Annotated in this window: 18 protein-coding genes; 3 read left to right on the top strand and 15 right to left on the bottom strand. The window is 37.1% G+C overall.

Annotated features, from left to right (window positions below; all coding sequences use genetic code 11):
- Positions 1-7 precede the first annotated feature (7 nt).
- Positions 8-2,125 carry a copper-translocating P-type ATPase gene (locus tag JOOMADRAFT_RS19325; protein WP_008616392.1) on the top strand — a complete coding sequence of 706 codons (2,118 nt, stop codon included), beginning with the start codon at positions 8-10 and terminating at the stop codon, positions 2,123-2,125.
- The gene (locus JOOMADRAFT_RS19320; protein WP_008616391.1) at positions 2,126-3,025 is read left to right on the top strand and encodes an MFS transporter; all 900 of its coding nucleotides are present in this window, start codon (positions 2,126-2,128) and stop codon (positions 3,023-3,025) included.
- A 402-nt stretch (positions 3,026-3,427) separates the two neighbouring features.
- Here the strand turns inward: JOOMADRAFT_RS19320 and istB are convergent, their stop codons facing one another.
- From istB to JOOMADRAFT_RS19290, 9 genes are all read right to left on the bottom strand, one after another.
- Complete coding sequence (gene istB, locus JOOMADRAFT_RS19315; protein ID WP_008616390.1) at positions 3,428-4,222, bottom strand: IS21-like element helper ATPase IstB; 795 nt, start codon at positions 4,220-4,222, stop codon at positions 3,428-3,430.
- A gap of 23 nt (positions 4,223-4,245) precedes the next feature.
- Positions 4,246-5,424 carry an IS4 family transposase gene (locus JOOMADRAFT_RS19310; protein WP_008611204.1) on the bottom strand — a complete coding sequence of 393 codons (1,179 nt, stop codon included), beginning with the start codon at positions 5,422-5,424 and terminating at the stop codon, positions 4,246-4,248.
- A gap of 138 nt (positions 5,425-5,562) precedes the next feature.
- On the bottom strand, positions 5,563-6,558 hold the full coding sequence (locus JOOMADRAFT_RS20605) for a Mu transposase domain-containing protein (protein ID WP_245547724.1): 996 nt from the start codon (positions 6,556-6,558) through the stop codon (positions 5,563-5,565).
- Positions 6,519-6,707: a hypothetical protein gene (locus JOOMADRAFT_RS20600; RefSeq protein WP_245547723.1), complete on the bottom strand. Its 189-nt coding sequence runs from the start codon at positions 6,705-6,707 to the stop codon at positions 6,519-6,521. Before JOOMADRAFT_RS20600 ends, JOOMADRAFT_RS20605 begins: the two co-directional genes overlap by 40 nt.
- 95 nt (positions 6,708-6,802) lie before the next feature.
- Entirely contained in the window at positions 6,803-7,105 is a 303-nt protein-coding gene (locus JOOMADRAFT_RS20595; RefSeq protein ID WP_245547722.1) for an HTH domain-containing protein, read from the bottom strand.
- Positions 7,106-7,206: 101 nt separating this feature from the next.
- A complete protein-coding gene (locus tag JOOMADRAFT_RS19300; protein ID WP_008616389.1) occupies positions 7,207-7,632 on the bottom strand; it encodes a BfmA/BtgA family mobilization protein in 426 nt (141 codons plus the stop codon).
- Positions 7,633-8,042: 410 nt separating this feature from the next.
- Positions 8,043-8,240, bottom strand: coding sequence for a hypothetical protein (locus tag JOOMADRAFT_RS20045; RefSeq protein WP_008615211.1), 198 nt, complete (start codon positions 8,238-8,240; stop codon positions 8,043-8,045).
- A 127-nt stretch (positions 8,241-8,367) separates the two neighbouring features.
- Complete coding sequence (locus tag JOOMADRAFT_RS19295) at positions 8,368-8,817, bottom strand: JAB domain-containing protein (RefSeq protein ID WP_008616387.1); 450 nt, start codon at positions 8,815-8,817, stop codon at positions 8,368-8,370.
- 69 nt (positions 8,818-8,886) lie between these two features.
- Entirely contained in the window at positions 8,887-9,231 is a 345-nt protein-coding gene (locus tag JOOMADRAFT_RS19290) for a single-stranded DNA-binding protein (protein ID WP_008610593.1), read from the bottom strand.
- Positions 9,232-9,944: 713 nt separating this feature from the next.
- Here JOOMADRAFT_RS19290 and JOOMADRAFT_RS19285 point away from each other — a divergent pair.
- Positions 9,945-10,274, top strand: a complete 330-nt coding sequence (locus JOOMADRAFT_RS19285; RefSeq protein ID WP_008610594.1) for a YegP family protein — start codon at positions 9,945-9,947, stop codon at positions 10,272-10,274.
- A 92-nt stretch (positions 10,275-10,366) separates the two neighbouring features.
- Here the strand turns inward: JOOMADRAFT_RS19285 and JOOMADRAFT_RS19280 are convergent, their stop codons facing one another.
- The 6 genes from JOOMADRAFT_RS19280 to JOOMADRAFT_RS19255 all read right to left on the bottom strand — a co-directional run bounded on the left by JOOMADRAFT_RS19280 (position 10,367) and on the right by JOOMADRAFT_RS19255 (position 19,786).
- The gene (locus JOOMADRAFT_RS19280) at positions 10,367-10,543 is read right to left on the bottom strand and encodes a histone H1 (RefSeq protein WP_008615214.1); all 177 of its coding nucleotides are present in this window, start codon (positions 10,541-10,543) and stop codon (positions 10,367-10,369) included.
- A 504-nt stretch (positions 10,544-11,047) separates the two neighbouring features.
- The gene (locus JOOMADRAFT_RS19275; RefSeq protein WP_008616386.1) at positions 11,048-11,959 is read right to left on the bottom strand and encodes a carbohydrate kinase family protein; all 912 of its coding nucleotides are present in this window, start codon (positions 11,957-11,959) and stop codon (positions 11,048-11,050) included.
- An 80-nt stretch (positions 11,960-12,039) separates the two neighbouring features.
- Positions 12,040-13,737, bottom strand: a complete 1,698-nt coding sequence (locus JOOMADRAFT_RS19270; protein WP_008616384.1) for a RagB/SusD family nutrient uptake outer membrane protein — start codon at positions 13,735-13,737, stop codon at positions 12,040-12,042.
- Positions 13,738-13,752: 15 nt separating this feature from the next.
- The gene (locus JOOMADRAFT_RS19265; protein WP_008616382.1) at positions 13,753-16,851 is read right to left on the bottom strand and encodes a SusC/RagA family TonB-linked outer membrane protein; all 3,099 of its coding nucleotides are present in this window, start codon (positions 16,849-16,851) and stop codon (positions 13,753-13,755) included.
- 11 nt (positions 16,852-16,862) lie between these two features.
- On the bottom strand, positions 16,863-18,449 hold the full coding sequence (locus tag JOOMADRAFT_RS19260) for a glycoside hydrolase family 32 protein (protein WP_008616380.1): 1,587 nt from the start codon (positions 18,447-18,449) through the stop codon (positions 16,863-16,865).
- Positions 18,446-19,786: a sugar porter family MFS transporter gene (locus tag JOOMADRAFT_RS19255; protein ID WP_008616379.1), complete on the bottom strand. Its 1,341-nt coding sequence runs from the start codon at positions 19,784-19,786 to the stop codon at positions 18,446-18,448. Before JOOMADRAFT_RS19255 ends, JOOMADRAFT_RS19260 begins: the two co-directional genes overlap by 4 nt.
- Positions 19,787-19,831: the final 45 nt, after the last annotated feature.

Below are 19,831 nucleotides of genomic sequence, written 5' to 3'. Positions count from 1 at the left end.
GACAATAATGGAAAATCACGAACACCACAATCACGATGAAATGGACCATTCTAAAATGGACCATTCTAAAATGGACCATTCGAAGATGAAACACAAAAAAGAAGACCATTCTAAAATGAACCACAAAGGTGGGGACCATTCGGGTCACAATCCGGGTCACGGTCAAATGGGCCACGACCATCATAAAATGATGATTGCCGATTTCAGGAAACGGTTTTGGGTAACCTTAATCTTGACCATTCCCATCCTCATCATCTCCCCGATGATCCAAGGGTTTATTGGGTATGAGTTCCTGCTTCCCGGAAACCAATATATATTATTTGGCCTTTCTTCTGTAGTGTATTTCTATGGCGGCTGGCCATTTATTACCGGATTTTGGTCCGAAGTTAAAAAAGGTGCACCAGGGATGATGACCCTTATTTCTATGGCCATTACCGTGGCTTACGTTTATAGTTCGGCAACCGTGTTCGGCTTAGAAGGAGTTGATTTTTTCTGGGAACTGGCTACCCTTATCGCTATTATGTTGGTAGGACATTGGATAGAGATGAAAAGCGTCTTGGGAGCATCAAAGGCCTTACAGCTTTTGGTAAGTATGATGCCCGCAGAAGCCCATAGGGTAAAGGGTGATACCATAGAAGATATTCCGTTGGAAGATTTGTTAAAAGATGATGTCATATTAGTAAAACCAGGTGAAAAGGTGCCTGCTGATGGTATTATAACAGAAGGCACCAGCTACCTGAATGAATCTATGCTTACTGGGGAGTCCAAACCAGTTAAGAAAGAAATAGATGATAAGGTTATTGGAGGTTCGGTAAACGGTAATGGCAGCATAAAGGTAAAGGTTGAGCATACAGGAAAGGACAGTTATCTCAACAAGGTGATCACAATGGTTGAAGAAGCACAAAAGTCCAAATCAAAAATGCAAAACCTCTCGGATAGAGCTGCAAAATGGCTTACCTATATCGCATTAGGTATTGGATTTGGCACATTGGCGGTTTGGCTAATTTTAGGCTTCCCTTTTGTGTATGCTTTGGAGCGTATGGTAACGGTAATGATTATTGCGTGTCCGCACGCTTTAGGTCTTGCCATTCCATTAGTGGTCGCTATTTCTACTGCGGTTTCTGCACAGAATGGATTATTGATTAGAAATAGAACAGCTTTTGAAGAATCCCGAAAAATAACGGCATTATTATTCGACAAGACTGGAACATTGACCAAAGGTGATTTTGGTGTAACAAGGGTTGAGTCGGTCAATCAGAAATATCCACCTAAAGAAATTTTGAGGCTTTCAAGTGCATTGGAACAGAGTTCTGAACACCCTATTGCGGTTGGAATAATTAAAAAAGTAAAAGAAGATGAAGTTATTATTCCGAACCCTGAAAACTTTAACGCAATTACCGGTAAAGGAGTCGAGGCGAACGTAGAAGGGAAAGAAATAAAAGTTGTAAGTCCCGGATATTTAAGGGATGAAAAAATAACTATTCCAGAGGATGCCTATAGCGATGCCGCAGAAACTGTTGTTTTTGTCTTGATTGATGGAAAACTGGCAGGATACATAGCATTGGCGGACGAAATTAGACCGGAATCTGCCGATGCCATCAAAATTTTCAAAAAGAATAATATAAAAGTTTTAATGGCTACCGGTGATAATGAAAGAACTGCCAAAGCTGTTAGCGATAAACTCGGCTTGGATGGATACTACGCCGAAGTTTTGCCACATCAAAAAGTGGAAATAGTAAAAGAATTGGAAAGTAAGGGAGAGTTTGTGGCAATGACAGGAGACGGAGTGAACGATGCACCGGCTCTGGCTCAAGCCAATGTAGGTATTGCAGTAGGTTCTGGCACAGACGTAGCCGCTGAAACCGCGGATATTATTTTGGTAAACAGCAACCCACAAGATATTGCTAACTTGATTTTGTTCGGTAAGGCTACATACAATAAAATGATCCAGAACCTTGTTTGGGCAACGGGATACAACGTTATAGCCATTCCGTTAGCTGCTGGAGTGCTTTATTCTACCGGTTTTGTTTTGGGCCCAGCCGTTGGAGCTGTATTTATGAGTTTAAGTACGATTATAGTGGCTATCAATGCGCAATTATTAAAGCGAAAAATCGGTAAAAAATAAATGGACAAAAAAGAAAAACTCAACAGGATATTTTTAATCCTGTTGAGTTTATTTGTAGTGATGTTGGGCTATGGTATTTTATTGCCAACCCTTCCCTACTATACCGAAAGATTAGCTTTAGGAGATAACCTAGATACTGATTCGATTAACTTTCATATTGGTTTTTTGACCAGTATTTATCCGCTCTTCCAGCTTCTTTTCGTTGTACTCTGGGGCAGGCTATCCGATAAATACGGCCGTAAACCCATTATCATTGTTGGGCTAATCGGCTTTGTAATTATGCAATTACTTACCGGTCTTGCTACATCATTGACGATGCTATATGTTGCTCGCATCTTTGGTGGTATTTTCACGTCATCAGTTATTCCAGTTAGCAACGCATATTTGAGCGACATTACTTCTGAAAAACGAAGAACAAAAATAATGGGTTGGTCGGGTGTTGCCATTAGCTCTGGTGTTATTTTTGGTCCTGTCATTGGTGGCTTTCTGTCTCAAACTGACCTTCATTTAAAATATACGATAGGTCTGCTGCATTTAGACCGATTTTCAGTACCCTTTTTGTTTGCCGCTCTTCTAGGACTTATAGTCTTATTTGTAGTAGCAAAATGGTTAAAAAACACCACTCGCGTACATACGTTCACAACACAAAAAGCGAGCTTGCGATTCACATTTACCAAATATTTTGTCGTATTACTGGGTCTGTCGTTTGTCATCCAATTTGTAGTAACGCTGTTTGAAACTGTCTTTTCAATATATGGGAAAGATGAATTAGGATTTAACAGTAACCAAATAGGTATTGGTTTTATGCTATGTGGTTCAATAATGGCTGTTTTACAACCTTTGTTCGCTAATAATATTCCAATCTTAGAACATAATAGTTTATTTATGAGCAAAATATAACTGTAGAATGTTAAAAATGTTAAAGTTTATCCAATTAGGTGTCAGTCAATTTTCAACCCTCTTCAAGACGTTATAAACACTCAAAAATTGAAAAAAAGTATAGATCCTCTTTCTCCGCTGAGAGCGTAATAAGCTCCAACAAAATCCCGTAAACCATCAGTGTTTACGGGATTTTTCATTTTATACCATTTCATTTAAATTCAATTAATAGCAATAAAAAGTGGGGCAATTCGGTGTCTGTCCAATCCACAAAATAAGTGACACCGAATGAAGTGAAACCCCTTTATTTTAGCGCTATTTGGCGTTTTTTGGATTTTGTAATTCGATGTCTATTTTGTACCTTTTTTCAAAATTCGGTGTCACTTATGTAAATTCCTGTAAAGTTGACCCACCCATTCCTGTTTAAATTGAGCATAGTAAAACAGGTTCTAAAAAGAGCAGTTTTGTGCTTATAAAAATATAAAATTTATCATTGTTTTTTCTTTTTTTTCTCATGGATTCACCTTTAAGTTCCACTCTATGTGCTGCATGTACCAGTCGATCTAAAATAGCATCAGCAATAGTTTGTTCTCCGATAATTTGATGCCATCCCATAATTGGTAGTTGTGAGGCTATGATAGTAGCACGTTTTCCATGTCTATCTTCGATGATTTCCATAAAAGCTTGTCTTTTATTAGTATCAAGTTCTTGAAGTCCAAAATCATCAAGAATGAGCAAATCCTGTTTTTCTATTCTATCGATTTCTTTCATGTATGAACCGTCTGCTTTAGCTAGTTTGAGTTTAGCAAAAAGCTTATTGATATTGTAATATTTGACTTTATACCCTAGAGAACAAGCTTGGTATCCAATAGCTGAGGCAATAAAGCTTTTACCAACACCTGTGCTTCCTGTAATGAGTATGTTTTCCTTGTTTTTAATAAACTCGCACGATGTGAACCTAATTAATAGGTTTTTGTCAATCATTCGGCTGGATTCAAAAGATATCTCTTCTACAGAAGCTTTATATCTAAACTTGGCTGCTTTGGTTAATCGTTCTATTTTTCTATTGTGTTTATCATCCCATTCAGATTGTAATAAATACGCTACTAGCTCATCATTAGTATATGCTAGATGATTTGCTTCTAGTGTTGTCGTAAAGGCTCTATGCATGCCATATAGCCTTAGTTGTTTCATTTGTTGTAATGTTTGGTCATTCATAATTTATAATTAGTACTGATGCGTTAAGTTTTTGCATCAAATAAATTCCACAAATTTTGTTCTTTGACGTTTTGATTTTTTTGATCTTGAACTATTAGCTCTTTCAACGGTGTTTTATCGAAAGCTGACACCCCTAGTATTTGTATGATTTCGTAAATAGATAATGAGCTTTTCAGAGTAAGTTTGACCAGAGCTATAATCAGGTAGGTGCAGATCGCTGTCCAGATGTGGATATTAACTGCATTTTCCGAGTGTCCCCAAAGTGACTTAATGACTAGATTCTGTTTTATCCACTTAAAAAACACCTCTATCTGCCATCTATGGCGATAAAGTCGTGCAATTTCAAGTGCTGACACATCAAAATTATTGGCTAGGAAGAGCAGTTCGACCTCTTTTTCTTGGTCATAATATCGTACCAGTCTTAGCGGTTCAGGATAAAGTTTTTTAGACTTGTATCCGTTTAGTACAATAGTGTCATCCGCCAATAGCCCTGTCGAAGGATCGATGTTGAAATTACTTTCAATAATGGAGAAATCCATTGTGGATTTGGCTCTGGTGATAAAATATGCGCCACGAGTGTTTATGCCTTGTAATGCAGCAAAGTCAATATAGGCCCTGTCCATGATATAGATCGAATCGGGTGTCGTGATCAGGTTATCCAGCACGTTGCTGTCGTGATATTTACCATCAGTAACTAGAATAAATGCGGGAATACTACCTCTTAGATCCAACAAAGTATGTACTTTGACCGCTCCCCGGGAGTATTTACCGGGTGCCCAATTGAACAATTTGAGGCTGAGCGAAATGGTGGTGGAATCCAAGGCAAATACTTCACCTGCAATGTCTACTCCCGCAATACGTTCGTTACTGTACAGAGGTCTGATCTTACCGATCAGATAATTTCCAAAATCGGAGAAAATACGATAGTCACGGACTTCATTTGCCCTAGATAAAGTAGATTGATTTACATACTTGCGAATCCCTAGGTGATACAACTTATTCTGGTGTGCTTTCAAACATACGCAAATGTCCCGAAGCGAGTTGCGTGAAGTTAACTGCCCAAAAAACAGTTGAACAAACAGGTTCCAACAGTTAAATTCTCTTGTTCGGAAGTCTCCATTGTATTTTTCTACACATTTATCGAACTCGTATCTGTCAATAAACTGAAGAAGTTGAGAGAAAACATACTTTCCTGAATTCATAGCCACATTTTTAAAGTGACAAAGCTACAGGTAAATTCAAATCAAAAAATCAAAGAACGAATATAATATATTAATAAACAGATGATTATGTTAAGTTTTAAAAACTTAACGCATCACTAGTAATTTATAATGATTTAATTATTTATAATAATCGCCCCCTCTGATGTTTCCATGCTTAGGGATTGTAGATTCTGTATTGGTATCTTCCTGTATAAAATCCAATCCTTTTTCAAGAATACTTTTAACACTTTGATAATTGATGCGTTCATAATCTAAAGCTCGTTTACAAGCATTATCAAGACGTTCATTCCCAACTTTTTTAGCTAGCCCTAATACACCAGCACAAGATTTATAGGATTGTTCAGGATGTTGTCTTTTTCCTAATAATAAAGTGATGAAAGTTTTACAATGGCCTCCAATACCTTCAGCCCAATTTAAAAAGGTGTCAGGATTCCAATCAGCTACATAACGATGTGTTGAAGGCATATGCTCGCTATCGGTAGTGTAACCATGACGTTTTAAGCCTCTTTTATGAACAGCAATCCGTTTTTGCTTATAGTAAATTTCAACGGTGTCTTTTGTATAAATGATGCGAACCTTCTTTCCTATATAACGATAAGGAACGCTGTAATAATGCTTATCTTTATTAATGTGGATATGAGAGGTCTTATATACTGTTCCCATTAGGTAGGCACGTAGTTGATATTTATCTGTAGGCAATGGCAATAATTCTTCTTGCTCCAAAGATGTAAATAAATCTAACCTAGAACAGTCCCTTGCTTGAAAGTTAATTTTATTATGCTTCCCCGTGAGTTCTAATACAGCTTCATTTAAAGCACTTAAGGTATAATAATCATTCCCATTTAATGGAGCAAAAACTCTTGTGTAGATAATCTTTACAGCATTTTCTACTAGTGCCTTATCTCTTGGACGATAGGTTCTTGTTGGAAGTATCGTGGTATCATAATGAGTTGCCATAGCCAATAAACTCTCATTAAGGATAGGCTCATACTTGCTACTTTTTGTAACAGCTGACTTTAAGTTATCAGTTACTATTGCTCTAGGAACGCCTCCGAAAAAATGTAATGCACCTACTATGCACCCAATAAAATCCTCTCGTTTTGTGAACGACAAGCTTCTACATAGGTATAGCCGCTTGCTCCTAGTACAGCAATAAATACTTCCATTTCTTTTAGTAAACCAGTAGCGGGATCTATGATAGCTAATTTCTTTCCTGTGAAGTCCACAAACATTTTATCCCCAGCCTTATGGTTAAATCGCATGACTGGATTTTGAGTACGAGACCAAACTCTATACAAATGACAAAATCTAGAATAAGAGATAAATACCTTTTTATTTTGATAATAGTCCTCCCAGATCATGTAACGAGTAACTCCAACCTTTTAAGGCGTTTGCTTACCTCTGGGTATAACTTAAAAACATACTCATGACGAGTCGTTATGTGGGTCTCATCAATATGCAATAATATACGTAAATCTTCAAAACCAAGCTTATCAACCTCTTCACTTGTAAGCTTGCTCTTTAGTAATAATTCGATGTATTTGCGAACAGTATTCCTGGATATACCAAGTTGTTTACTGATGCTCCGCTTACTAACTCCTTGAGTATGTAAACGATATAGTTGTTTGATTTTTCGCATGTCTAAATGTATGTTTGCCATGGTTATTTTTCTTGATTATAACCATACAAGTTATTTAATACATGCTCTTTCTAGAGGTGGGTCAATTTAGACAGGAATACCCGGGTCACTTTAAATAGGATTCAGTGGGTCACTTTCGCAGGATTACATGGGTCAGTTTGGCAAGAATTTCCACTTTTCTTCTCTACAAACTTGGGAGGCTTTTTCTTGGGCTTCTTTTCCACAAACTTGGGTGTATCCTTGAGGGCTGCGCCTTCAAAAAGGGCTTTTAACATTGACAAAGTAGGTTTTGTCTGCGTCTTTTCTTGTTCTTTAATCACCGCAATCACATGATTGATTCTTTTTTTCACTAAGCTTTCTAAGGTCTGCATTTTAGAATCCATGCGTTCTTTTGGAGAGATCCCACTCGTTTCAAAAAATTCCAGCATCACTAATAAAGTCATGGATTGAGAACACCCCAATTGTTTGCAATAGCTCCTAAACTTCTTCATCACGGATTCCTTTATTTTAACCGTCACAAAGGGTTCTTTTTCGTATCCTTTATCCATTTTTTAGTAAAATTTGTATAGGTTTTACTGGGCTAAGCGGTTTTTTTAGTAAAAAACGAACTTTAGTCTCCCCCTATTGACATGTATTTTGATATGAATTCTAGGCAATCCCTATCAAATACTAACAATTCAAATCAGTAACCACGCGTCAGCGGGTTACCCTCTTGCTACTCCTTTTTGTCCCGCAGGGACAAAATTCATACATCCCACCATGGTGGGTGCCTTATTTCAATGGTGTTAAAATGGTCATATAAGGAAAGTCAAATCGTCCGTTTGGAAAGCTGTCAAAACGAACCTATTTTGATGACCAAAAAGGCTGTTACCTCATGTTTTAAAGATACTCATTTCAAGGGATTACGCATAAAAAATGCCCATCATAATTGATGGGCTTGATTGGTGTTATTTGCTATTTAGATACTGAAAACATACGTATAATTGTATAGATTTCGTATCGCTTCTTCTTCCAATAGGGATTCATAATTTACATAGTGTTCCCTAGCGTAGTGCTTTAATTGTTTCCCAAATCGACTTTCCACATCTTTTTTGGACATGGAAAGCAACCGATTTTGAGTTTCGTTATCGAGGTTATTGTAATTCAAATAAACCATAATCTTAAAATTTAGCCCTTACAAATCATATAAGTTGGGATCAAAATCATCTGGATAATTTCCTTGGTCTTGACATGCTTCCAGCCAAATTTCAAATTCTTTATTATTTTTTTCCATCATCTTTATTTTACAACAAACCATTATCCGCAAAACTGAAGTACTTCCCACAGGGGCTTAAAATAATATGGTCTAATACTTTCACATCAAGATACAAACCTGCTTTTTTGATTTTTTGTGTAATTTCTTTATCCTGTTCACTGGCTTTTAGCGTGCCACTGGGATGGTTATGACATAAAATTACAGCTGTAGATAGGCTTTTTAGAATAACAGCATATAAGATTCTGATATCCACTAAAGTGCCCGTGATACCGCCTATGGAAAGCGTATAGATTCCTTTTACCTTATTGCTATTATTTAACAATAAGACTTTAAAAGTCTCTTGTAAAGCGATGGTATTCATATCAAAGGATTGTAAAAGAATAGCAGCAGCTTTGCTACTACTGGAAATAGTTGTTTCACAACTGGTCAAAAAACTTTCTTTATACGAGAGTTGAATTTCATTAACTTTGTTTAACATAACTATTCAATTTTAAATTGATCCGAAATAGTTAAATACAGCAGGTCGGGGGACCTGCTGTTTTATTTTTTAACTTGCTTGGTTTCCACCAAGAAATAAAATCTCTGAGACGATAACCTCGGTTACATAGCGTTTTACACCTTCTTTGTCTTCATAGGAACGTGAGGATAGTTTTCCCTGTACGGCAATCTCTTTCCCCGTAAATACATAGTCTTCGATTAGGGAAGCTACTTTCCCCCAGGCTACCAATTGATGCCAATCGGTATTGGTTTGTTTCTCACCTTTGGAGTTTTTAAAGTTCTCATTGGTTGCTAGGGAAATTCTAGCTACTTTTTTGCCATTGTCTAAAACGGTTACTTGTGGTTCTTGCCCTACGTTTCCGATAAGTTGCACTTGATTTTTTAAAGTACTCATAATTAAAAAATTTAAAAGGTTCCTAAATGCCCTTTGTCTGCAAGCTTTTGAGTGAAGTACTTTATAAATGAAGTTTCTTGAATTTTTCACTAGACTAAAAAATAGTGTTCAACATTTCATTTAAAAGATTCATCCTATTAATAAGCTAACATTTTAAGGGGTGTTTGTTTGCCTTCTTGCGTGCATAGCACTTATAAAAGCAGTAGGTTCTGTCAAGACTTTTGAGCAGAAATCAGGAGTGTCTGCTGACGCCAGTAAATCCTAGGATTTACAAGGAAGTAGAAACCTTATTTCTAAGCAAAACTTGTTATAGTCTTGACAGGTTCTATAGGGGTTTAGGAATGCTTAGCCGATACATTTTTGCAGGCGTGTACGGGAAGTTAAACGCCTAAAAAAATGATTTCGGGTTAGCAATCCTTAGACCCACTACCGCTGTTTTTCGTTATCCCGAAAAACAGGTAACGGCTTCTTTTATTATAAAACCCTTAAAATGTGGGGAAGGCTCAATTTTTATTTTCAGGACTTTGCCGAGTAAATCCAAAAGAAGGATTTACCAAAAAGGCCTTTTTAGAAAATGAAAATGAGGAGCGCGGTGGATTTAAAAAAAATCTATCTTAAATAGACTGATTTATACTCTTAATTTTTTCAATAACGTATAGGATATTTTGAAACTTTCTCTAAAAGTTTTATATTCAAACTAAAATTAACAAACCATGGGAAAATTTGAAATAAACACCGATACATCTGATAAATATCGGTTTAATCTAAAAGCTACGAATGGACAAGTCATCTTAAGTAGTCAAGGGTACACTACTAAATCAGCTTGTGAGAATGGTATCGACTCTGTAAAGAAAAATGCTCAAGATGATGCAATGTTTGAACGGAATACCGCCAAAGATGGAAGTCCGTTTTTTAATTTAAAATCGAGTAATGGTCAAGTAATTGGCACTAGTGAGATGTATTCGAGTACTTCGGCCATGGAAACTGGAATCGCTTCTGTTAAATCAAATGCACCTGATGCAGCAATAGTAGATAATTCTTAACTATAAATACATAAACGCTCTCTTTTGCTATTACTATAATAGCGATCATGATAAGGCAGACTAACACCAATTAGTCTGCCTTTTTTGTTTACCTATTTTTTTCCTTCTTCAACGGATACTTTTCTAAACTCTTTAAAAAGCTTCGTAAGCTCTAATGAGGCTTTACGCGCTCTGGTTCCAGCTGCTTTATTTCCACTTTCTAGTTGCGAGTTTGCATCTTTTTGAAATGATTCGAATTCGGCTTCGATCTTTGAAATTAAATCTTTCATGGTACTTTTTTTAAATTCAGGATGCAATATAAATAGAAAAATGATTTTTTCTTACAGATCTTAAGATGTACATCAGTTACTATTTCTTAAAATTCTTAACGAAAAAGTTCAGTTTTACGAAGGGATGTTTTATAATCTCCTAACTGATTATTCCTCCACCCCTAATCCTAATAGAATTTCCAAAACGTAGGTATCCTTAAAACAGTTCCAATTGATTGCTTTGTTTTGCTTTCAGTTTTTGAGCCGCTATGTATTTTTTCCATTGCCTAGTTTGGCTCTCAAGGTTAAGGAATTCAAGGAGGTAGGCTACTGGGGTTGTACTGCTTAATTCTTCCTCATGCAACCACATAGACCGAAATTCAGATTTCACTTAATACTCCTTTGAGCGTTTAATTTTATAAAAATCATCCTACTATTTCTCTTTGTACATCCTAATCTATGGTACTATGATAAACTGAGTGCCATAGCTTACTCTATTTATACATCCTCGTAATTTGAGTTAAATTAATTTTTCAATATTGCTTCTTTCCCATAAATAAAATTATTTACTTGAGTTTCTTTTAGAACAGGATTGGCACCACTTTGAGCTGCAACTAAAGCTCCAATGCCACAGGCAAAGTCTAAAGCATGTTGCGGATTTTCTTCTTTCAATAACTTTATAATCAATGATGCCAAAAAAGAATCGCCAGCACCAACGGTATCTTTTACGGTAATTTTGTAACCACTATTGTAATAATATGTCCCTTTATACAACAATAACGCCCCGTGTCTTCCTTTGGTTACACAAAAAGAGGTTGCTTTTATCTGAGATCTTATATATTCCAAATTTTGTTCTAGTGAATTATAAGGTGATCCCATCATCGTACCAATTTCAAACAATTCATCATCATTAAACTTTATAAAATCGGCACTTTTTATTAATTCCAAAAGAACCTCTTGGTTGTAATATCCTTTTCTTAAGTTAACATCCAATACCTTATACTTGGATTTAGGAAGAAGATGCATTAAGGTCGCTCTGCTTTGCGTATCCCGACATATTAAACTCCCATAAATGAAAGCATCTGCCTGTTTCACAGATACGAGCATGGATGGGCTTAACGGTATTTTGTCCCAGGCCGCAGGGTGTTTAATTTTATAACTGGCAGATCCACTTTTATCCAACTTTACGTCTACAATACCTGTGGGGAGTTCGGCAGAGACTACAATGCTATTAGTGTTAATCCCTGCCGAATTTAAATAAGCTACAATCTTTTCTCCAAGAACGTCTTTACCTACACTACTGATCATGGTAGTGTCTGCACCTAAACTTTGAAGCCTCAAAGCTACATTTAGTGGAGCTCCACCAACTTTTTCACTGCCTGGAAATACATCCCATAACACTTCTCCAAAACATGTGATTTTCAAACTTCTATCCATTTGAAGTAATTTCTATTTTTATATATTGATTTTTAAAATCTTCCACTTTTCTATGTAGCAGTATAAAGCCATCAATAATGTTAGTATCCAGTGTTTTGTTTGTATACATTCCTACTAAAGTTAATCTGTGCTAATGGAATTGGGCAATACTCTTCCAAATTGGAGTCAAAATGTGCCTCTTCGTAATACCCTCTCTTTGATTTTTCAATTTGATAGTATGTATTAAGAACTTCATCGGCTATCCCCCACCTTACGAGATCAAAGAAACGGTTTCCTTCCATAGCAAATTCCAATCTTCTCTCAAAACGCATTGCCTTTCTGGCAAAGTCCTGTGTCCAATTACAGTTCACTCCATCTTCATATAACGCTACTTGTGTATTGGTAACATAACTGTCAATCAAAGTAGTACTTTGTCCGGCTCTTTGCCGAATCTGGTTCACGATCGGCAAAGCCTCCTTATGCCTACCTAGCTCAATAAGTGCTTCGGCTCGCATCAAGAGCACATCTGCATAACGGATTTGAATTCTATTCTTAGAATTGCCATAAAACGGATCGATGTTCACAAAACAATCACAATCCGGAGCTACATTTTCTTTTAAAGAGGCATAAAATCCGTAAGTGCTTGGGCTCCTGTTCCAACTCTCTTGATAAATATAAGAATCATTATATTTATACGGCAACCCAGGAATTGCTACCGTATGATATAGTCGTGGATCCACTGTGTTTGCATTCAGGTCATTATAATTCAAATCCGAATCATTAAAATTGTCGAGCATGGGAAGCCCATTTGAATTGGTCTTAAATGCATTCACTAAATTCTGACTTGGTTTTTGAAAATCACAACAGCCGAGTCCTTGGGGCGTGGATAGTACATCAGAGTAATTTAAACGTCCATGAAGTGTATTATCGTCATTTGAAAATTGAATAGAAAACACAGATTCAATACCATTTTCATAACTGCCAGGGAGAAAATTAAAACCATAGTCATCTTCCAATTGATGTTTTCCAATAACCTTGTCGGTAGCCTGAACAACTTTTTGCAATTTATCCTGATTGATGCTAACCACATTGTTATTCTCATCCTGTTCATAAGCTTGGTACAATCTCACTTTTGCCAAATAAGCATATGCTGCAGTACTATTTACCCTTCCTACCTGATCTTGGGTTGCAGGTAAGTTTGTCGCCGCACTCTCAAAATCTTGGGCTATGGCTTCCCATAATGCATCATTAGTGAGGGCTCGGTTTGATATATTTCCATATTCTTCAATAGAAACCTCTTCTGTTATATATGGTACGTATTTAAACATTTCCTTCAACATGAAATAAAAATGTCCTCTCAAAAAATGCATTTCGGCAATCCGGGTATCCTTTAATGGATATTCACTTTCATTAATCTGATCAAGTGCATTTAAAGCTTTATTGACACGAGAAATAGCGATGTATGAGTTGTACCAAAATTTGTCTAGTTCTCCAAAATCTGTTCGAATATTATTGGATACTTCAAAAAAGTGGAAAACCTGAATATCATTGGGCCCGCTTCCTCCTTTATAGGCATCGTCGGAACGCACATTTCCATATGGCCATAGACTGAAAGGACTGTCGTAATGATCATTTCCCAAGGCTGCATAAGCAGCAGTTACGAATCCATCAATATTATCGGGGTTTATCAATTCATTCTCTTCTAAGACTGCATTTGGGGTATTCTCCAAATAGTCTGAACAAGAAGAAACCAAAACCAAAGTCATTATACCTAAAATAGTAAAATATGTTATTTTCATAATGTTTATATTTTTTTAAAAAGTAAGATTCATTCCTATGGTTACTGTAAACGGCAATGGATATCCAAAGGCTGGATTTTCAGGATCTATTCCAGTGAACTTTTTACTATTTATGGTAAAAAGATTTTGTCCACCAGTATAAAACCTTATTTTACTTACCCCTATACGCTCAATGGTATTTTGAGGGAGCGTATATCCAATCTGTAAATTTCGAAGTTTAAAATAATCTCCGGGTTCAATATAATAGGTTGAAAATCTAGATTCTGCATTGTTGTCAATGGTAGTGAGTGCAGGTATATCGGAATCTGGATTGTTTGGTGACCAAGCATTAAGGAGTCTAGTTCCCTTATTGGATCCTACATCGTCTACACTCCAAAAATCGGTTTGGTATTTTCTTGAGTTAATGACATCCACATCGCCAACTCCGTCAAAAAACAAGTTCAAATCAAATTGTTTATACCCAAAACTCAAATTCAATCCATAGGTAAAACTCGGGTTTGGATTTCCTATCCAATCACGATCTTGATCGTCGATGACTCCATCTGAATTTAAATCCTTATATCGAATTCTGCCTAAGCCTTTTCCTTGTTGTTCGGCAGAATTTTGGAGTTCTTCTTCTGTTTTGAAAAGCCCATCAGTTACATAACCATACATTGAATTTATAGCTCGTCCAAGGATATTGTCGTCCGTACCGTTCCCACCATAATTGTTTTGAACCGCTATTGGTAGATAGGTAATCTTGTTTCTATTCAAGGCAAAGTTCCCAGATAGTTCATAGGTCAATCCATCCGTATTTCCTCCCCGATACAACAGCGCAAGCTCTATTCCTTTGTTCTCCATGGAAGCACCATTTACCCAACGATTGCCCCCTTCTCCGATTGCCCCTAAATAGGGTGGCAAAACTAAGATGTCTTCGGTTTCTTTGTAATATAAATCTAGCGAACCACTCAAACGTTGCTCAAAGAATCCAAAGTCCAGTCCTACATTGGTTTGTGTTGTTGTTTCCCATTTTAGATCGTCATTCCCTATTTGTATCGCCCTAAAACCAGATGGCAATAAGCCACTTCCAGCACCTGCGAGATCATAAGCTGTACCATATGATGTTTCCCAAGTAGGATTCCCTCCTGCATAATCGGCTATGTATAGGGAATAAATAGCGTTGTTATCTATTTCTTGATTTCCAGTCTGTCCCCACCCCAATCGTAATTTAAGATCGGATATCAAGGATGAGTTTTTCATAAAACTTTCGTTACTGATACGCCATCCGGCAGAAAAAGCTGGAAATGTCCCAAAGCGGTTATTGGCGCCAAATCGAGAAGAACCGTCCCTTCTTATGGTTGCTGAAAACAAATAACGGGCATCAAAATCGTAAGCTAGTTTACCAAAAAATGAAACCAAGCTATAACCTGTAGCACTACCACCAGTAAAAGATTCTCCAGTTCCGGCATCAGGATACATGTATTCGGGTGTTTCTAACAGAAAATCTTCCCTACGCAAATAGGTGCTTTCAAATTTCTCCCTGTACAATTCGGTACCTACCAGTACATTAAACTGATGCTTATCAAGAGTTAGGTCGTAAGTAGCCGTATTACTCCAGGTAATTTTATCGGTTTTATTTTGATCAATGGTTACCGCATTTTGATCATTCCTTAAATATCCGGAAACATAACTTCTTTGTAAGGTTCTTTTATAAAAATCCCCCTGGTCAATCCCCAAGTTTGTCTTTACATGCAAATTTTCAATAGGCTCTACATCAATATAAACATTTCCAAAAATTCGTTGAAATTCATACCCATTATCCTTATTGTATTCCAGCAACCGCACGGGATTCTGACGATCGTTCATCCCTCCTACAGGTCCTCCCCAGCCTTTTCCGTCAATTGTTCTAACGGGTATAATTGGCAAGGCTCTCAATGCTGGATCCAATACCCCAGGGTCTGATACTTCTTCGGTTCTATTGATAGTGAAATTCTCTCCAATAGTCAGTTTACCATTAAGAAGTTTATAAGAGCTGTTCATCCTTGCTGAAATCCTATTGAAGTTGGTCTCTTTAATAATCCCTTCATTATCGTAATAGCCCAGCGATAACAGATAATTCCCTTTTTCAGATCCATTGGATACCGACAAATTATAAGACTGGGCGATACCAAGTCTAGATATTTCATCGTACCAGTCCGTATTGGCTGACTTTAAAGTTTTTTCTCCGTCCAAATATTCTGGAACCATAATATTATTTAGAACTGGATTTCCTCCGTTTTCACTCCAATCAAATTGATAGCTCAAATTATTGGTATTGGGATCTATTCCGTCATTAATCATGGCCTGCCACAGTACCTGTCCATATTGATCTACATCCAACACATCCTGTCTATTGGCATATTGGGAAAAGGATGTATAATTTTGAAAATTCACCCTCATTTTTCCATGCTTACCTGTTTTGGTGGTAATTACAATAACGCCGTTGGATGCACGTGAACCATAAATACTTGCCGAAGCCGCATCTTTTAGCACCTGAATGGACGCTATATCGTTGGGGTTAAGTTCCTGCATCCCAGATTTGGTAGGTATCCCATCAATGATGTATAAAGGATCTAAATTGTTTAGGGTACCTACACCCCTGATTAATACTCTGGTATTTCCACCACTTGGAGATCCATCAGAAGTTATTTTCACTCCTGCTACCCTGCCCTGCATAGCCTGTATCGGATTGGCTTGTGGTTGTTTGCTCATCTCATCGATATCAACCACAGAAACTGCTCCAGTAATATCTGCTTTTTTCTGTGTTGTATATCCAGTCAGTACTACTTCATCCAGTTGTTGGGCGTCAATTTTCATAGCAATATCGATGGCATTACTGCCATTGATGGGTATTTCGACAGTAGAAAATCCTATATAGCTCATTACTAATGTAGCCTCTGTATTTACATTAGAGAGACTATAGTTTCCATCAAAGTCCGTTACAGTTCCCTTTTCTGTGCCTTTAACAATCACCGTAACCCCAGGCAAAGGCATTTGGTCTTCTTCAGAGGTAATAGTACCCCTTACTTCCATTTGTTGACTCCAAATCGACATAGATATCAACAAACAGAAGAACAATACTCCGTAATGTTTCATAAGTTTGAGTTTTAAAGTTTTAGTTCGCGTGCATTTAAATTATTTATGTAAAACGATTGGTTGGACAATGCTTTGAATTCTTGAAAGGGATTTTTGGGAAAAAATATTTCTGTCATAACGGATGCCCCATCATCAAAGAACAATTCTATGGAGGTTTTATCCAGTAGAAGAGTTACTTTTAATTTCTCTTCATTAGAAATTCTGGGGGCTATTGAAGTTTTTTCTGCAAATTGTTCATTGAAATTAACCCTCCCCGATTTCGACCTGTCGATATAGAATTGTTTCTGGGAGTGGTCGTATCCAAAAGTCAAACTATCCCCAATAGCATTGGTAAGTAAAAATTTATAGTCGTTATTTTTCAAGGTAGGGATCTCAAAAGACACTTCTGTTTTGGATAAGGAAATTTCATTTTTGGTAAGTATGACTTCACTATTTGACACTTCAATAGCTTCTTTTGATATACTTTTTTCAATATAGTTTTGCAACTCCTTTACGGGCGAAGAAAAAATCCTGTATTTTCCATCAAGTTTTTTTAATTTTAGCTCCCTAGCTATGGTCGAAGTACTTCTCCATGTTTCTGTTGGAACGACATTGGCATACTCCCAATTAGACATCCAACCTATAAAAAGAGTTCTGCCGTTCGGGGCATTATGCCAGGTAACACCGGCATAATTGTCCTTTCCGAAATCAATCCAAAAATCATGTTTCTCCCCTAGAGAGTTTACATAAGGCTCAGGGGTAAACTTGACCCCATCAAAATCGCCCACAAAATATTGCGTTCCTGACCCCCCGTTATATGCACCGGGATTTAAGCTTTGGATAAGCACCCATTTTTCATCATCAGTGCCAGCTACTTTCATTTTTATGAAATCGGGACATTCCCATACTCCGCCATGGGCTCCAATTCCTTCACCAAAATCTGAAACATGGTTCCAATCAATTAAGTTTTTGGAAGTGAAAAACATTGTTTTTTCATAAGTAGCCAAAACCAAAACCCACTGTTTATGAGCCTCATTCCAAATTATATTTGGGTCTCGAAAATCCTTTATCCCCGGGTTTTTTATAACAGGGTTGTTTTTGTATTTAGTCCATGTTTTTCCCTTATCAAGACTATAGGCCAATCCTTGGGTTTGGTAATCGTCTCTTCCATCTTTTTCGCCTTTAGGATCGTGGTAGGTAAACAAGGCCACAATAGGTGTCTCAGTGCCATCCCCAAAGCCGGAAGTATTATTTTTATCAACAACCGAATTCCCTGAAAATATATAACCTTTCTCATCTGGATACAGGGCTATGGACTCATAGTTCCAAGCAATCATGTCTTTGGAAGTGGCATGCCCCCAATGCATAGGTCCCCATGTATTTCCTTCAGGATAGTGCTGATAAAACAAATGATAGACACCGTTGAGATAGAACATACCATTTGGGTCATTCATCCAGTTTTTTTCAGGTGTAAAATGTAGGTTTGGACGGTAGTCCGTATCCTTCATTATGGAAGAAGTCTCAAATTTAGTTTCAGTTTTTGTTTGTCCGTTTTGACAAGCAATCAGTAAAATAACCAAACAAGTATACAATGTAATGGTTAGCATTTTAGTTTTCATATCCGATTAGATTTTAATTTAGTTTTTAAGGAAAGTTCCCCACTTAACTCTTCAAGTGTCTTGCCTTTAGTCTCAGGCATCATATATATAACAAAAAGAAGTTGTAGGAACATCATAAAGGCAAAAAATAAGAATACATATCCAGCTCCAATAGATGTAAACAATACGGGGACAATAGAAGGCACAATGGCGGCCAAAACCCAATGCACGGAAGATCCGAAAGCCTGACCAGAAGCCCTTAAATGGTTAGGGAAAATTTCAGATATAAAAACCCATATCACGGCTCCCTGTCCCACAGCATGAGATGCTATAAATAAAAACAGGAATATTGGTACCCAAATCCCTCCCCAATTAAAGAAAAATGCAAAGGCAACCAATAGGAGCGATATAATATAGCCTACAGAACCAACCAGCATCAATTGTTTCCTTCCGACTCTATCTATTAAAAAAACACCTATTAAGGTAAAAAGCAAATTGATTACCCCAACACCTATACTACTCAACAAAGAGGCATCCTGTTCTAATCCGGCTATTTCAAATATGCGGGGAGCGTAATATAGAAAAGCATTGATTCCAGACATTTGATTAAAAAATGCTATTAGAAATGCCAACATTAGTGGAAGTCCATATTTTTTCATAAATATCGACTCTCCCGTATTCTTCCTCTTATTCCCAGAATTAACCTCTAACCACAATTGGTCAACACTTACATCACTGCCAATAATATCCAATACTTTGGCCGCCTCTATTTTTTTAGATTTAGAAATTAACCAGCGTGGACTCTTTGGAATAATGACTACAAAGAGCATGTATAAAAAAGCTGGAATCGCCTCTACTCCTAGCATCCATCGCCAAGGTTGGCTTCCAACATCCTTTAGTAGGTAATTCGATAGAAAAGCCATTAATATTCCGAATACAATATTGAATTGATATAGGGATACCAAGCGCCCTCGGCTCTTTGGAGGAGCTATTTCCGATATGTATGCTGGAGCTGCAATGGTAGAAGCCCCAACTCCCAAGCCTCCTATAAATCTAAATACGGCGAAAGTTAAAGGGTCATTTGCAAGAGCAGAGCCTAGTGCCGAAACCAAGTATAAGGCTCCAATTATAAATAAGGTATTCTTTCTCCCAAATTTATTAGTCGGAATCCCACCAAATATAGCTCCAACTACGGTTCCCCACAAAGCCATCGCCATTACAACCGATCCGTGAAAAGCATCCGATGAATTCCATAATTCCTGTAGTTGTTTGTCCGCTCCTGATATAACTACTGTGTCAAAACCAAAAAGGAAACCTGCCAGTGCAGCACTAATTGACCAAACTATCAATTTATTCATATCATAATTTAAATGTTCGAAAACTAAACTATAACTAATAAACCA

This window comes from Galbibacter orientalis DSM 19592, from assembly GCF_000260115.1.
GTDB classification, from domain to species: domain Bacteria; phylum Bacteroidota; class Bacteroidia; order Flavobacteriales; family Flavobacteriaceae; genus Galbibacter; species Galbibacter orientalis.
The sequence above is the reverse complement of the archived record's forward strand: the minus strand, read 5'-3'. Positions and strand labels throughout refer to the sequence as shown.